Consider the following 16,443-nt stretch of genomic DNA (forward strand, 5'->3'; position numbering starts at 1 on the left):
ATTCCCATACAGATTTTCTACAAAAAACCGTCAGTTTTTCTACAGCTTGATATTTTATACTTGTGTAAACAAAAATATCATGAAAAAGACACTATCACTGCTGATCGGTTTTGGTTTTATAGCCAATGCCACATTGGCTCAAAACCTGAAACCAAAGGATGTACCGGCTCCTGTTAAATCGGCATTAGCATCAAAGTATCCTTCGGCAAACAAAGTAAACTGGGAAAAAGAAAAAGGGAACTACGAAGCTAACTGGGGAGGCAAATCTGGCGAAGACAATTCGGCTGTTTTTACGCCAACAGGTGCTTTTGTTGAAATTGTAAATGCTATACCCCTTGCAAGTTTACCCAAAAGCGTAGCGCCTTATGTAAGTTCGCATTATAAAGGAGCAAAGATCAAAGAAGCCGGTAAAGTTACCGATGCAGCTGGAAAAACCTTCTACGAGGCCGAGATCAAAGGTGGCGATCTGATTTTTGACGAGAATGGTGTCTTCGTAAAAAAGGATTAAAAATTTACCCGATTGCCAATGAAGCGTTCACCAACCTTTAAGTTGCTTGAGATAAGCTGTTAGTTCATCCGCTATAAATTCATGCTCTTTCATATCTGGGTGTGCGCCGCAGCCCTGATAATACCGCCTGGAAAAGAAATATTTATATACTTTTTTATCGCCGCCGTTATTGACCTCGGCAGTAATAGTGGTAAGGTAATTTTGTAATGCGGCTGATAGCTTTTCGTCGGCCATGGGGCTGCTTAAGCATACAATATCAGCCGTTGGGTACTTTTGCCTTACCGTTTTAATAAACTTGGTATAGATATCACAGTAGCGGATAGAATCGCCAACGCCATCATTTTGACCCAGGCAAATGGTCACTACATCGGGCTGATAACGTTTAAAATTCCAGGCGATGGAATCATTGCGCAGAAAAACTTTATCAAACACCAGGGGCATAGTGATCTCCATATTACAGCAGCTGTGTACCATGCCAATGCCGGCAACCGAAGTAAGCTGCCATTGCGCGTTTAGGCTACGTGAGGTGCGCGGCCCATAACTCATATAAGCATTATGCTGATCGTACCATTCGCCTTTACCGCATGGAGTGGCCGACTGATCCATACCGGCCCCGCTGGTAATAGAATCGCCGATATATTCAATTTTACGTGTTGGCTGAGCGGGTGGCGATAAAAGTTTAGCGCACCTGACACCCACAAAATCAATATAGCCGATCTGCGATTCGGTGTCTTTGCAAATAACAACTGTATGCTCACCCTCCGTAAGCCCATCAGCCACGGTGATCACATTGGTTTTACCCGTAGTTTGTATGCGATAGGGTGTATTATTATCAACCGCTATTTCCAGGTAATTGTGGCTTTTGCCATACAGCACCTCATCATTGATCAGCAGTTCGCATTTTTTGCCTTCAAACCGAAGTTTGATATAAACCCCCGGCGACCACATCCTGGGTCTTAGCGGGTTTGCAAAATCAATACGCCCTACGTATTGTATGTTGGTATTATTGGCCTTGTATAGTTTCAAGACCTCTTTAGGGATAGCCGCATTAGTGTTATAGGATAGCTGCAGCAGTATGGTAAAAAATAAACCAGCTATATATTTTATCATATCAGGTTAATAGTGTAGCGTAAAATTAGCCATTCCGGATACCGGCCCAAATACTCCTATAACATTTTTACCGCGTCAGTGTTCCATGAATTTATAAAAAAAACGGGCTACCCCAATTAAGAGGTAGCCCATTATATGCTTTTTAAGGTAATTATATTCCTTATTGCTGATTCTGATCTGCAGGATCATCAGATGGTGTACCTACAATTTTATAAGCTTTATTGCCATTATTGTCGGTAGTTTCCTGGTAGTAATAACCATCGGGAGATACGTACAATTTTTCACCATTGATCTTTATCTTCCTGCTGTCTTGTGGCAACTGCCCAACTAAATCACCTATTTGGGGTGCTTGCTGAACATCACCATTACCACCACCCTGATCAGTATTCAATTCACCGTCTTTACCTGCAATTACATAAGTGGCGGTTCCGTCATCTTTAGTAATTGGTTGATAGTAAACACCGTTTGACTCATAATACTGTTCACCATTGATCATGATTGACTGAGCGTCTTTAGGGAGATTCTTGATCTCAGCACCCACAGGTGGCTCAACTACAGTATATTGATCATTAACCTGCTGATAGTACAAACCATCACTGTAATAGTATTGGTAATCGCCCCAGAAAAATGGATAGTAACCATAAGGTAAAAATCCTATGCTAAAGCCTAATCTTGGCAAATAGTATGAGTTGTAGTAGTTACGGTATGGATACCAGTAATGGTTGCCGAAGTAACCGCCACGACCGCCGTAACGATAGTTGGAATATACACGGCTTCCGTAGCCATTGCCACTGCTTCTGTAATAAGTACCACGACCACCACTATAAGCATTCCTGTTCACACTGGCATATCCGCGGGTTCCGTAACCATAATTACGTGTAGCTGTTCCAACACTACGTGTGCCACCAGGAGCTACAGCGATATTGCCATTAGTACGCGTTCCTGTACCATAAGTACGTTGCGGGGCTGCGGTAACATTAGTACGCGAAGCAAAACCGCTGCTTCCGTATGTACGCTGAGGTGCAGCTACTGCCGAACGTTGCGCACCACCATTACTGAACGACGGACGTGAAAAGCTGGCATTCCCTCCAGATGAACGGGAAACACTTCCTCCTCCACCGCCGCCACCACCGGATGATCTTGAGCCACCGCCGCCACCACCACCACCGCCAGTTCTGTGTTGTGCATTGGCGGTAAAAGCTAAAGGCAAACTCAACAGAGTTCCTAAAGCAAGTGTGAATAAATTTTTATATGTGCGTTTCATGATGAAAATTTTTTAACCAATCAGCCAGATATTCTTTGCTGATATAAGGGTATAGACTAATAAATGATTAAACGGTTTAACGCGTATTTAATTATATTTAACAAAAAGTACACCAATATAGTAATTTGCTGTAAAAACAGCCCAATTATACACTTTTCTGACTAATCCAGCCCTTCTGCAAGCCATAAAAAGGCTTGTTCAAAGCTCAGGGTAAAAAAACCATCATGCGTGGTTTTAAAACTGTCGGGGTCTGTTTGTTCCAGGCCCGTATAATTTAACCCTTTTGTACTGTTTAGTACCCGTATTTCATCTCCTGCCGGTTTCCATTTGCTAAAACCAGAACTTACGGCATAAATTTTTTGATGCCCCTGAAATATCACCAGGTCAATTTTACCAGTGTAGTTTAACAGATCATCAAATGCAGGTTCATCTGTTATTACGTTTACAGCCGGATAATGGTTGGCTATCAGGTAATTTAATGCCGTTGCTGCCCATGTATTATCGCCAGGAGGCATCAGTTTTACATCCGATTGTACGATGCCCTCTTCGCCCTTGCTAATCACCCAATCTACCTTGATACCCCGCATATTGAGCTTTTCGGCGGTATGCGGGGTGGTTATAACCGTTGGGCTCCATTCAAGCAACTGCCCCAGTAACTCTTCCGGGAAATGATCAAGCCCCAACACCAGTAATGCCGGTTCCTGTTTTTCCCTTACAATATGGTGAGAAGACATCGATTAAAAGTAGATAGAATAAATGAATATTTAATGAATGTGCTGAGCTGATCAGTGTAAAATTTACAACACATACCCACTCGTTGTACAAAAACTTTTTAACCCTTTAATTTTAACAAATTTCAGGTCGAAAACAGGTCAAAACTGTTCAAAAACTGCCCGAAAAACATCCATTTTAACACTTTTTAACAAATTTCAATCCGCTTTTGATGCATTCTGAAAGGTTTAAAAAGAATTAATTTATTTATAATCAAACAACTACATGCTAAACTATCGTTTTTTGGGGTCCTTTTATCCCTTAACAAAACAGCCCGGCTTTCTATAAAAAGAAGGCCGGGCCGTGGTTTATATAAAGATACGAAATATCGGGCATATTCTAGTCCGAAGTTTTAAGTAGGGTATTGCTTCAGTTCGAATTGAGAAAAAATTAGTAATAGCTAACGTTCTCGCATTATAAACCCTTTCTCATTATCAATCTAATGGCTGTCTTAATTAAATTTATAATGAGTTACTTCGATTTGATTTATATTTTGAGTTTCAGAAATCGAACAACAAACACTTAGTATATGATCAATAACATATGTCGTGGCAGTTTTTTGAGAATTATTAAGTTTATTCCTATTAAGCTCCTTTTCGTCGATATCTGTTAATGCTATTTCCGCGTGCCAGTAATTAAGATTTGTAGGGCAGTGCTTCAAAAATAATTGCCCATTGTCTTTGTATTTGTCACCTACCGTTGTTGGATCAATGTTCAAGGACACGTATAATCTTTTTGAATCCCTATTAATTTCACGAGTAAATGGAATATCTAATTTATGTAAATCTTCGCTTTGAAAATATATATTCGTAAAGGAATGTTCTATAATTTCATAATCCTTAATGTACTCGCATAGCCAAACATATTGGCTTGTCCAATATTCAGAACCTTTGGCTTTTGTCTTAAATTTATTATATTCTGGAATAAACTTACCACCCAGCATGTTTAGTGACATTCCAGGAACGTCACTGTTGTTAAACGTCGAAGATCTTAGCAAATCCATTTCCTGATCATAAATGTCATGAATTGGCTTATCAACTCGCCTGGTCAGAATAAAGTTATTCTCACGCACAAGAGTGTCTAAATTAATGGGGTTTATAAACTTGGGTTTAGGTATAATTGTATCTGGATATGATAGTTTACCCGTGAGGGTATAATACTTACACAGCAAGAAATTTTTGAAACCCTTCAACAAATGAATCAACTTCAAAGACATCCGATACTATTCTTTTTTTATTTTTAAATAGACTTATAACGATTTCATTTTCTTTTAAATCATCGACACTTTTAAGCGATTTTGTGACAAGTAGAAGCTGCTCGTTATTAAATTTCATCGATACTTTTACTGCATCATCAGGTAATAATTCTACCAGTGACTTTTTAAAATTGAGATCAGCCAGCTTGAATGCGAGTTCATAGAACCCGTTATATAACTGATCATAATTGACAGAAATGCTATTTTGAGTCTTACCTAAATCGTGATCAAATGAATCAATAAGGCTACTCAAATTACTCATATAAGTATCGTCATTATAATTACTATCAATCCCATGCAACCCTTTAACTGCACTTATCGTTGATTCCGTATCGGTATGGTTCGGCTTGGCATATTCAATTACATGCATTACGATTCGGCTTTCTTTTCTCCTAATAAATGCTGGCTCAAACAAAGTTGCGGTGGTCGCAGGTGTAAATGCGACTGCATAGGGTGAAGTAGTACTTGGGTTGGATAAAGACCCAATTGCAAATGCTACTGTTGTTAATGTATTTATTGCCGGGTTCATTTAATTATTGGTTAAATATGGTATAACCTGCGTTTTCATTTTACCAATTGATTTATCAATATAGGATTTTAATTGATCAATCGTAAAAATATTCTCACTTGGAGAAATACCATAATGATCATTACTCAATATATACAATTCATTTGTTCGCCCCGCTAAGGGCTGTATTTTAATTTGCATCAACTTGTCATTTCCAGGTTCTATCAATTGAATGTTGACCTCCTGAAATGCAGTATCAATAAATCCAAATGCTTCCAACGAGCTGTCATTATTACACAGAAATCTCTCTTTAAAGAATTTCTGAGTGCTTTCCCCATCAACAAGTTTTATAAAGTATTCGATATTTATGCCTATTTTCCCAGATAGCATGCTCATGTAAAATGCATTGTATTTGTTCTTCAGCTCGTTTACCAATCCCTCGTATGCAGAAAATAGCTTATTTACATCTAAATGAAAAAATGTCATCTGTTGATATCCAATTAATAGCGTAGGGGCTGGCCGTATTTGAAAAATTGTCTCATTTGGAGCATCTCCTTGATAGTGTAAAGTATTTGGTTGAGGCAAAACCACAGTGAGACCTTGCTGAGAAAATCCATACTCAAGTTCTTCGACCTGAAAAAGTCTTTTAAAAAAATCGGTACTTAATGGGGGAATAGTTGTCAATGGTTTCTTCCAAATAACAACGTAAGTGCAGCTTTGAATACTGTAATTATTATCTGGGACTGTTAAAATCATACGCAGAGGAAAAGATTTAGTGAAACAAATCTATAAAAATTATTTATTATCAATGTATAACAGGACTTTAATGTCGAATAGGGGTGTTAATTGTTGTTAATCCGGTTAAATATTGGCAACATTATTGACTTCTCGACCTATAGGATACTTATCCATTCTTGCTTCTGGAAATGGATAACAAAGATCCATAAAATCTTTAATAGGAACGTCATTTGACAGCCATATATTACGCTAATCAAAACTTAAGATAAATCAAACGTTAATCTGCTATCGTGCATCCAGTCCGCGGTAACCATGGCTTCGGCTTTCAGCTGAATTAAAGCTGTAAGCTTTAACTATGACACCACAAGACTTCGGGCTCAAGACTCTGAACTTAATAAACCTTCCTGTAAAACTCTTTTAGCGCCGCCCCGGGGTTGGGCGCGAGGTTGACGGCTCCGGACACGGCTATGCCATAAATACCTGTTTGCAGCAGGTGCTCTACGTCGTTTAGTTGTACACCGCCTACGGCTATCACCGGGATATCGATAGGTAATTTTTCTAATTGACGATAGCCATCAAAACCCAGCAGCGGGTAATCATTATGTTTGGTATGGGTATGCGCGAAGGGGCCATAGCCACAATAATCTGCAACGCCCAGGTTTTGTATTTTTAACAGAGCATCCGGGTTGCTGGCCGATGCGCCTAATGTTTTTTCTTCTGTTACTACCGCCCTTATGGCAGCCAGGTCGGCCAGGGGATCTTCGATGTGCACGCCCTGAGCATCTACCTTATCCAGCAAATGATAATGATTGGTGATAATGAGGGTTGCGCCCCAATCGTCGCAGATGCCAGCTATTTCGTTGAGTTCATCAATCAGCTCATCCTCGGCCTTGGTCATGCAGCGGTATTGTACCCAGTTGGCGCCCGCTTCGCAGGCTATTTGTACCTGCTGTACATGACTGCGGCCTGGCAGGTCTTGTGTGAGGTAATGAAATTTGGAGATGTATTTTTTCATGGTTTATTAGTCCGAAAATCGGTAAAGTCCGGAAGAATGTTGGTAAAGATACCTGTTCCAAACTTCCGGGCTTTCCGACTCATTACAATTTCTCCTGTGTCAGGGCCTCGCTGATGGTTTTGCCAATATTGCCGCTTGGCGCCTGTATGTGTAATAACGAAGCTACGGTAGGTGCAATATCCGTCATGTGTGTTTGGCGGGTAAGGCTGCCATGCTTAATACCCCAGCCCATAAATACCAGCGGAATGTGGGTATCATAAGGGTTCCAGGAACCGTGTGTGGTACCTGTACTACCGTGCCCTGTAAAATATCCAGGCTTCAGGATAATTTGTATCACACCGCTATGCTCCACATTGTACCCGTTGATGATGCGGCTGCGCAGATCCTCAGGAATGTTAGCTGTTTGCGCCCTTTGCATATCAACGGCAAATGCAATGGCCGGTTGTGTTTGCAGGTAATCGATACAGATTTGTTTCAGTGCGTCGATATTTAAACCTTCTTTTTTAATGATGCTATTGTTAAAAGTTACCTGGTAATTGGCCATACTGCGGATGAGGTTTTTCACCTTGAATTTATCTTCCATCAGCTTTTCCATATCTACAACGGCTTTTCCGTCATCCCAGAAACCGGCCGGTATATTATGATCGGTTAAAAAAGTAGGGTTATGCGCGGCGCCATGATCGGCAGTTAAAAAAACGGAGTAATTGCCTTTGCCCACCGTGGCATCCAGGTAGCTGAAAAAGGAAGCCAGATCTTTATCCAATCTTAAATAGGTATCCTCCGCTTCAACAGAGTTCGGCCCGAATTGGTGACCAACATAATCTGTAGAAGATAAACTTACCGCTAAAAAGTCGGTCACGATGTTTTTTCCTAATTGCTCACCCTCAACCGCGGCGCGGGCAAGGTCGAGCGTTAGGGTATTTCCAAACGGCGTTGAACGAATCAAACCCACTTTACCTTTATATAATTCGGATGTTTTAATGGGGAAGGTTGGTGTTTCTGCTCCGCCAAATTTGCCTTCATAACGGGGGCTGTTATCAGGCGCGCTTTGTAAGTAAGTGTTGACAGGGTACAGTGTGTTCCAATCCTGTTTCAGGTACTTTTCGGCTATTTTCTGATCATTGAATTTTTTAACCCAGGCAGGCAGGTCGGTCATATAATAGGTACTGCTTATCCAGCTGCCATTGGCATCATCAAACCAATAAGCGGCATTGGCGGTATGTCCGGCAGGCAGGATACCGCCCCTGTCTTTCAGCGCTATGCCGATAACTTTGGAGCGGAAGTTGGTAGCTAATCTTAATTCGTCGGTTACGGTGGTCACCAGTAAATTGCGGGGTGACATCTCACCGGCTTTTGAGGTACTGCCAACTGCCCGTACGGTGCTGTCATCTGTACAGTACATGGATTTACCGGTAGCCTGTATAATAAAATCATTGCCCGCTATGCCATGCAGGGCCGGTACCGAACCGGTGTAAATACAAGTATGACCAGCTGCGGTAACGGTTGGTATATAGTCGATGTTGGTATTTTCGCAAGTGAAACCTTCGTTGAGTAAACGCTTAAAACCTCCTGCCTGATAGCGGTCGTAATACCGGTACAGGTAATCCCAGCGCATCTGGTCAACCACCAAACCTACAACCAATTTTGGGCGGGGTAACGAGCTGGCAGCCGGGGTCGCGCTGATTTTCTTTTTTTGTGCTGATACCGAAATGGCAGCAATGCATAAAGGAACAAGGACTAGATGTTTAAGCTTCATTTTTCATTGTTTTGGAGAAGCCCAAATATCAACAATGCTTTTAAAATGCGCTATAGTTTTTTTATTAATTATAACTTTCTGTTATAAACTAACTAACCTGGCTACCTCACATGTCATCACGAGCGATAGCGTGGCAATCTCGTTGTAATACAGGGCGGTTTTGCATATCGCATACCCGCTCTTGGCCGCGGGAGGGCCAGTCACTTTTCCTTGATGAAAAGTAACCAAAAATCAAGTCACCAGAAATGCTTCTTTGCCACACTATGCCTTTACCCCGCAAATCAGGCAGAACCACGGGCTGCTAAACCTCACCGCCACTTCGTTCGCTCATTCCCTATGCTTCGGCGAGGTTTGCTAATGCCCCTGCAACCGCACAGGCCACTATGTTCTGCCCGCTTTCGCCTGAAGCTTATCTGCTGACAGGGAAGAATATTGGGTAGTGGTGCGGTGATAACACCGACCACAGGCTAAGAAAAACTGGGCAGTGATGTGCGCTTATTATTTTTAGTTCCCTCCCCACGGGAGGGGCGCGGTGGTTTGTGTTGTGGCTGGGAGGGGTTTATACGACGTGCGTCACGAATAAACCCCTCCCTCCCCCCTCCCGTTGGGAGGGAATCGCTCCGGGCCGGCGCTTTAAATTTTAATTGAGGATAGGCTATTGAATCACCCTTCAAAAACCAGCAACGAATGCTGACTGGCGGTATGCAGATCGCGCCATACCTGGTTGATCTCGATATCCGGGTTGGCAGCTTGCAGACCACAGTAGGGATATAGCTCGTCTACACATTCCCGGGCGGTACGGGCCAGTCTGCGGCTGCTTTTGCCAATTTGCTCCAGTTGGGTGGCTTTACCCATCAGCGCACCTTGCCATGAGGCATCAACAGCTCCGTAAAACTCCAGGCGTACCGCATTTAACCGGCTGGTAAGTTTTTCGTGCAGTTGTTTGATGACCGTCCGCCTGTTGGCAGTCAGATGTTTATTTTCGGGCCTTTCATCAAAAATAGTAGCGCACAGATCTATAAAATGAACCGCCATGCCCGATATATTGGCTGCCAACGTAGCCTCGGCCAGTTGTATAAAAGGGTATTGATATAAAGGTCCGTCAATTACTGCATTGTCAGGGTCAATTTTAAAGCAGCGGTTGCTTTCCACAAAAAGATCGCGCACTTCATAGGCATCGCTGCCGGTACCCATCATACCCATAAATTTCCAGGCTGATATCAGGGTGACATCTTTACGGTCGAAAATAAATGGCAATATCAGTGACGTGCCGTCATCGTTCAGCACGGTTTCTCCGTTTTGTTTGATCACACAATTGGCAGTTAAATGCGTGGCATGATGTACTCCGCTGGCATATTTCCAACGACCGTTGATCAGGTAACCGCCATCGGTTATGGTCGCCGTACCTGTTGCGGCACCACTACCAGCCAGGCATAATTGAGGATCTGCAAAGATCACAGGGGCCACATCCGGCGATAAAAATCCGCCAAACCAGCCAGCCCCGGCGCAAAGCGTAACTACCCAGCCCAGGCTACCATTGGCCCAGGCCAGACTCTCTTCCAGTCGCACCATATCGGGCAGCGGCAATTGTAAACCGCCATAAACCTGAGGCACCAAAAACTTAAACCAGCCCTGCTCATGTACCAGCTCCAATTGCGCGTGCTGCAGTACGCCTGCCTTTTCGGCCGCGGGTACTGCTTCTCTGATGATATTCACCCATTCGGGTTTGAGGTGGGTTGATGGATGACTCATTAGATATGAGATTTTAGATGTGAGATGTGAGACAAAAAAATAATAGTTTGATAATTAAAAGATGCGGCCTGGAAATCGATCGGCCGATCTCAAATCTCATGTCTCAAATCTCATATCTTTTTTCACTGCTTTCTTTCTCCAGTCAAAATAGCCAAAACAGGCCACTATAAATAAAAATATGGTGAGCACGGCAAACATGGGTAGTTTTTTATAAAATAACAACGGAACAGCAAACAGGTTGGATACATTTAAAAATATCCAGTTCTCTATTTTTCTTCGGGCCAGCAGCCACATGCCTGCCCAGGCGGTTGACGATACAAAGGCATCCCATAGCGGCACGTTTGACGGGGTAAAGTAACGGAGCAAAAAATACAGCACTGCCCAGCCACCTAATGATATAGATAAGCTGATGATCCACTCTGTTTTTGTGGAGTATGTGACCCTGACCGGCGGCTGATCGCGTTTTTTCACCCAGTATATCCAGCCGTAAACACTCATTACAATGTAATACACATTGAGCATCGATTCGGCGTACAGCTGCGCTTCCATCAATAATAGTATGGATAAGGCGGTGCCCAGTATCCCCGCGGGGTAAAGCCAGATGTTATTAACCCGCGCCAGCAGTACTTCGGCAACACCCAGGGCCACGGCAAGCCATTGCACCCAGGTGGTTTCTTTGATCTGCTCTACGAATAGATTAATGAGGCTATGCATTGTCAATTTTTCTTAATTCATCAAATCCCCTCTTGAACCCTTAACAAAAAGGGTGTCATGCTGAGCTCCGTCGAAGCATGGTGGGCGGGCCTCTGCGCTCTACCCTTCGACGGAGCTCAGGGTGACACCCTTATGCTTTTTTATTCGTGAAATTCGTGTCCATCAAAAACTCAAACTTACCGAGGCCATAAAATTACGCGGTGCCTGCGGAAAAAAGTAGTTATAATTCAGGATATTATTTCCTTTAACATCGGCATACGTGGCGCCATTGGCCTCATATTTTTCGCTGAAAATATTGTTCACCTGTAGACCCAATCCGATGCTTTTAATGCCCTTCACCTTAAAGTTATACCTTATTCTTACATCGTTCACAAAATAACTTTTCAGCAGGCGATTAGCCGCATAGGTATTATCCAGGTTTTCCGGCGCTATGGTATAGCCCTGCGGATTTTGGTTGGAGGTATTATCAATATACTGCTGACTTACATATTTGCTGATAAAAGCAATTTCGCCGCCTTTTACCGGGCTGTAGCTGATCACACTTGAACCCGTTAACGATGGAGAGAAAGCGATATCTGTTTTCTTAAAACTTTCGCCCACTAAAGGGCCGCCATCTTCATCGGCAAAAAACTGTTGATAATTTTTGATCTTGTTAGCGCTCCAGGTAGCGGTTAGTCCCCAATTGAGCTGATTGGTAATTTTCACTTTGCCATCAAATTCCAAACCGGCACGGTAGCTGTCCTTAACGTTGGTACGCACCGGGCTGCCTACATCATTCAGTGCCCCGGTTAATACCAGCTGATTTTTGTACAGCATATAAAAGCCGTTGATACCGCCTGTAAACACCGGGCCACTGATGCGGTAGCCGGCTTCAAAATCTTTCAGGTTCTCTGATTTAGGTCGGTTTTGCGGCGGTGAGTCGACATAATCATCGCGGTTGGGTTCATGGTTACCTACCGCGAACGAGGCGTATACGTTGCTATGCTCGCTGAACTGGTAAGTGATACCTGCCTTGGGATTAAAAAAGTTGAGTTCAGCGGTTTGCTGGGCGTTGTTCAGGTTTTTGTCGATCCCGTAAAAGGAGTAATAAATATGGCGGTACTGCATATCGGCATACAGCAATATTTTATCCAAATGCCACTCAGCACGGGCAAATATGTTAAAATCGTTCTTCTTGGCGTTGTCGCGATAGTACTCATAGTTGGATGGCAGACCGATAGGCGAAAAGACATCGATCACATCGCCGTAGTGTGCGCCCTTATACTGGTTATAAGCGCCGCCCAGGGTCATATTCAGATTGGTTTGGGGCTGATATTTGAGGGCATAGGTTACGCCATAAAAATCGTTATTAAGCCAAAGCCTGCGCACCAGATCGGTAGCGCTGATGGTATTAGGACCAACCACAACGGGAGCTATCCCATAATTTTTCAACGAATCGGCATTGCGGTACTCTTCATAATAGCCCTTGCCTTTGGTATAATGCAGGGCCCCGCTGAAGGATAACTTGTCTGATATTTTTTTATCGTACAGTAACTGGTAATGATTTTGGGTGTAATGGTCTACCTGGTTTTTGTAGAACGAGTTGGTCGCGTCTATATATCCCAGTTCGTTATAGGTACGATTATCAGAGCGGGTATTATCGCCGATCACATAATCGGCAATACCGTTCCAGGCCTGGTAAGTAGTTTCGTAACCCGAAAATACATTGGCCCTTAAAGTACTGTTTTTACCATACCAGGCACCGCTTACAAAAAACGATTTAAGGTTTGATGATGCTCTGTCGATATAACCATCGGAATGGATGCGCGATACACGGCCATCCAGGCTAAAATGCCCGCCCAACAAACCCGTACCGGCGCTAACCGTGGTTTTAATGGATCCATAAGAGCCCGCCGAGGCGTTGATATCGGCATAAGCGGTATCGCGGCGGGTGGTGGTTTGTATGTTGATACTGCCGCCAAAAGCACCCGCGCCGTTGGTTGAAGTACCCACCCCACGCTGGATCTGGATGTTATCGATAGATGAAGTAATATCCGGCAGATCGACAAAGTATGATCCCTGGCTTTCCGAATCGTTATACGGGATACCATTGATGGTAACATTGATACGGGTAGCATCCGACCCACGGATGCGGATACCCGTGTAACCAATACCAGCCCCGGCATCAGAGCTAACCACTACCGATGGGGTTTGGTTAAGCATATACGGCAAGTCTTGCCCGAAATTGTTTTTGGCCAGATCTCTTTTACTCAGGTTGGTATATGCTGTTGGCGAATTTTTACTGGCCCGGGTTGAGCTTACAGTCACCTCTTCGGCGGTAAGCGTGCCCTTGTTTAGGCTGATGTTGACAATTTCATTAGCCCCTAAAGCCACGTTTTTAGTAACCTGCAGATAACCGATGTAGCTTACTTTCAGGGTATAGTTACCCGGTTTCAGATCATTAAAATGATAGTTACCGGAAGCATTGGCAACGGTGCTCAATGCAGGATTGTTAATGGCGATGGTAGCGCCGGGCAAAACCTCGCCGGATGCATTGGTGACCTTCCCGCTGATGGAAAGCTGGGCCGATGCCAGGACAGGCAGCAGCAAAGCAGCGATAGCTGCAAACAAATTTTTCAAAATAACTAATAAACTAAAAATAGTTAAACCATCTGCCCATCAGGGTAAATACGCAGTACACTTAACTTGTTACCTATCCCTACGCCGGCATTATCCGGATCAGGTGCATGTTTCTTAAGTTTTCAGTTCTAAGTATTGAGTCTTAAGTCGCTTGACAGTTTTTGACTTTTTACTTTTGAATTTTGACTTCCAAAACAATGGGTTTGATCTCAGCCTGTCTTTCAGTTTGATTGCTCAAAGCAAGGCACCCCCTTGAGAAAATTATAAGGCAAAGATATCATTTTGATTTCGGATTTGGGATTTTCGATTTCGGATTTCCTGATTATCTCGGAACGAGTAGATCAATATAAAGTTAAAAGTGGAGAGATTCGAACCCTCGAACTCTTTTACAAGTATACCGCTTATTCAGCAATAGCCTTCTCCACTCAGCCACACCCTTAACCAATTTAAAGTTACTTCTAAAATTCAAATTCCGAAATCCAACATTCGAAATCCGAAATCAAAAACTTACTTTTGCAGACTTTTATAAAACTATTGCTATTATGCTTAGAACTCATACCTGCGGCGAATTAAATATCAGCAACTTAGGCCAATCGGTTACTTTATGCGGATGGGTACAAAAATCGCGCGACTTGGGCGGCACCACATTTATTGATGTGCGCGACCGTTATGGTTTAACCCAATTGGTATTCAATACCGATTCTGATGCTACCTTGCGTGAAAAAAGCCGGGAGCTGGGGAGGGAGTTTGTAATAAAAGTAACCGGCAAGGTGCTTGAGCGTTCTAATAAGAATACCAAAATACCTACAGGCGAAATTGAGATCACCGTTGAGGATATTGAAATACTGAACGCGGCCAAATTACCTCCGTTTTTAATTGAGGATGAAACCGACGGCGGCGAAGAGCTTCGTGCCAAATACCGTTACCTGGATCTGCGCCGTGCACCTATCCGTAATAACCTGGTTTTGCGCCACAAAATGGCACAGGAGATCCGCAAATATCTTGACAAGCTGGACTTTATCGAGGTGGAAACCCCGGTATTGATCAAATCAACCCCCGAAGGTGCGCGTGATTTTGTGGTGCCAAGTCGCATGAACCCGGGCGAGTTTTACGCCCTGCCGCAATCGCCGCAAACATTTAAGCAATTATTGATGGTGAGCGGTTTCGACCGTTATTTCCAGATCGTGAAATGTTTCCGTGATGAGGATCTGCGTGCCGACCGTCAGCCGGAATTTACACAGATTGATTGTGAGCTTTCGTTCATCACCCAGGAAGATATATTAAACATTTTTGAGGGATTAACCCGTCACTTGTTCACTACCGTAAAAGGTATTGACCTGGGCGACTTTCCGCGTATGCAATATGCTGATGCCATGCGTTTGTATGGATCAGACAAGCCCGATGTTCGTTTCGGGATGGAATTTGTGGAGTTGAATGATATTGTAAAGGGTAAAGGCTTTGGCATTTTTGATAATGCCGAACTGGTAGTAGGCATCAACGCCAAAGGTTGCGCCAGCTACACCCGTAAACAAATTGACGAGCTTACCGAATGGTTAAAACGCCCGCAAATTGGTGTTACCGGCATGATCTATTGCCGTTATAACGAAGATAGCACACTGAAATCATCGGTTGATAAATTTTACAGCGAAGACGAGCTCACCAACTGGGCGGCCGCTTTCAACGCCGAAAAAGGTGACTTGATGCTGGTACTGGCCGGCAATACCGATAAAGTACGCAAGCAACTGAACGAGCTTCGTTTAGAGATGGGCAGCCGTTTAGGTCTGCGCGATAAAAATAAATTCGCACCGCTATGGGTACTGGATTTCCCGCTATTGGAGTGGGACGAAGAAACCAGTCGTTACCATGCTATGCACCACCCCTTCACCTCACCAAAACCAGAGGATATTGCCCTGCTGGATACCGATCCCGGAGCGGTACGCGCCAACGCATATGACCTGGTGATCAACGGGACCGAAGTTGGTGGCGGTTCTATCCGGATCCACGACCGCGGTATGCAATCGCTGATGTTCAAACACCTTGGTTTTTCGCCGGAAGAAGCGCAAAAACAATTTGGCTTTTTGATGGACGCCTTTGAATATGGCGCGCCTCCGCATGGTGGCTTAGCGCTTGGGTTTGACCGTTTGGTATCTATATTTGCCGGTCTGGATTCTATCCGCGACGTGATCGCTTTCCCAAAAAACAACTCGGGCCGCGACGTGATGATCGACTCACCATCAACCATCGCCGATGCGCAGATGACCGAACTCAAGATCAAAACAACAGTTTAAATAAAAACAATAAAATACCCAAAGCTCTCTTCAAATTCTGCTCTTTAGCTGATATTTGGAGGGAGCTTTTTTGATTAAAGCCTCCCCGGCTAGTGTTCCGACTTTCCCTCAGTCCTCCGCTACGTTATGCTATAGCTTATAAATT

The 16,443-nt window shown here is 43.6% G+C and carries 13 protein-coding genes and 1 tRNA gene; 2 read left to right on the forward strand and 12 right to left on the reverse strand.

Annotated elements, in window-relative coordinates:
* The first annotated feature begins 79 nt into the window (after positions 1-79).
* A complete protein-coding gene (locus tag BLR84_RS26655) occupies positions 80-508 on the forward strand; it encodes a PepSY-like domain-containing protein (protein ID WP_090473311.1) in 429 nt (142 codons plus the stop codon).
* A 27-nt stretch (positions 509-535) separates the two neighbouring features.
* On the opposite strand, the gene BLR84_RS26660 is transcribed toward BLR84_RS26655, so the two are convergent.
* The 12 genes from BLR84_RS26660 to BLR84_RS30160 form a co-directional block, all read right to left on the reverse strand.
* Complete coding sequence (locus tag BLR84_RS26660) at positions 536-1,618, reverse strand: SGNH/GDSL hydrolase family protein (protein ID WP_090473312.1); 1,083 nt, start codon at positions 1,616-1,618, stop codon at positions 536-538.
* A 160-nt stretch (positions 1,619-1,778) separates the two neighbouring features.
* Positions 1,779-2,882: a DUF6515 family protein gene (locus BLR84_RS26665; protein WP_090473313.1), complete on the reverse strand. Its 1,104-nt coding sequence runs from the start codon at positions 2,880-2,882 to the stop codon at positions 1,779-1,781.
* Positions 2,883-3,043: 161 nt separating this feature from the next.
* Positions 3,044-3,616: a hypothetical protein gene (locus BLR84_RS26670; RefSeq protein ID WP_090473314.1), complete on the reverse strand. Its 573-nt coding sequence runs from the start codon at positions 3,614-3,616 to the stop codon at positions 3,044-3,046.
* Positions 3,617-4,104: 488 nt separating this feature from the next.
* Positions 4,105-4,725 carry a hypothetical protein gene (locus tag BLR84_RS26675; RefSeq protein WP_143014006.1) on the reverse strand — a complete coding sequence of 207 codons (621 nt, stop codon included), beginning with the start codon at positions 4,723-4,725 and terminating at the stop codon, positions 4,105-4,107.
* An 88-nt stretch (positions 4,726-4,813) separates the two neighbouring features.
* Entirely contained in the window at positions 4,814-5,437 is a 624-nt protein-coding gene (locus BLR84_RS26680) for a hypothetical protein (protein WP_090473316.1), read from the reverse strand.
* On the reverse strand, positions 5,438-6,172 hold the full coding sequence (locus BLR84_RS26685; RefSeq protein ID WP_090473317.1) for a hypothetical protein: 735 nt from the start codon (positions 6,170-6,172) through the stop codon (positions 5,438-5,440).
* Positions 6,173-6,545: 373 nt separating this feature from the next.
* On the reverse strand, positions 6,546-7,169 hold the full coding sequence (locus BLR84_RS26690) for a thiamine phosphate synthase (RefSeq protein WP_090473318.1): 624 nt from the start codon (positions 7,167-7,169) through the stop codon (positions 6,546-6,548).
* 82 nt (positions 7,170-7,251) lie between these two features.
* Complete coding sequence (pafA, locus tag BLR84_RS26695) at positions 7,252-8,925, reverse strand: alkaline phosphatase PafA (protein WP_090473319.1); 1,674 nt, start codon at positions 8,923-8,925, stop codon at positions 7,252-7,254.
* A gap of 663 nt (positions 8,926-9,588) precedes the next feature.
* Entirely contained in the window at positions 9,589-10,677 is a 1,089-nt protein-coding gene (locus BLR84_RS26700; RefSeq protein WP_090473320.1) for an acyl-CoA dehydrogenase family protein, read from the reverse strand.
* A gap of 96 nt (positions 10,678-10,773) precedes the next feature.
* Complete coding sequence (gene pnuC, locus BLR84_RS26705; protein WP_090473321.1) at positions 10,774-11,391, reverse strand: nicotinamide riboside transporter PnuC; 618 nt, start codon at positions 11,389-11,391, stop codon at positions 10,774-10,776.
* Positions 11,392-11,553: 162 nt separating this feature from the next.
* Entirely contained in the window at positions 11,554-14,010 is a 2,457-nt protein-coding gene (locus BLR84_RS26710; RefSeq protein ID WP_255367053.1) for a TonB-dependent receptor, read from the reverse strand.
* 353 nt (positions 14,011-14,363) lie between these two features.
* Positions 14,364-14,449, reverse strand: a tRNA-Ile gene (locus BLR84_RS30160).
* 103 nt (positions 14,450-14,552) lie between these two features.
* Here BLR84_RS30160 and aspS point away from each other — a divergent pair.
* The gene (gene aspS / locus BLR84_RS26715; RefSeq protein WP_090473322.1) at positions 14,553-16,298 is read left to right on the forward strand and encodes an aspartate--tRNA ligase; all 1,746 of its coding nucleotides are present in this window, start codon (positions 14,553-14,555) and stop codon (positions 16,296-16,298) included.
* The last annotated feature ends 145 nt before the right edge of the window (positions 16,299-16,443 follow it).

Origin of the sequence: Mucilaginibacter sp. OK268 (assembly GCF_900103125.1) — a bacterium.
Taxonomy (GTDB): domain Bacteria; phylum Bacteroidota; class Bacteroidia; order Sphingobacteriales; family Sphingobacteriaceae; genus Mucilaginibacter.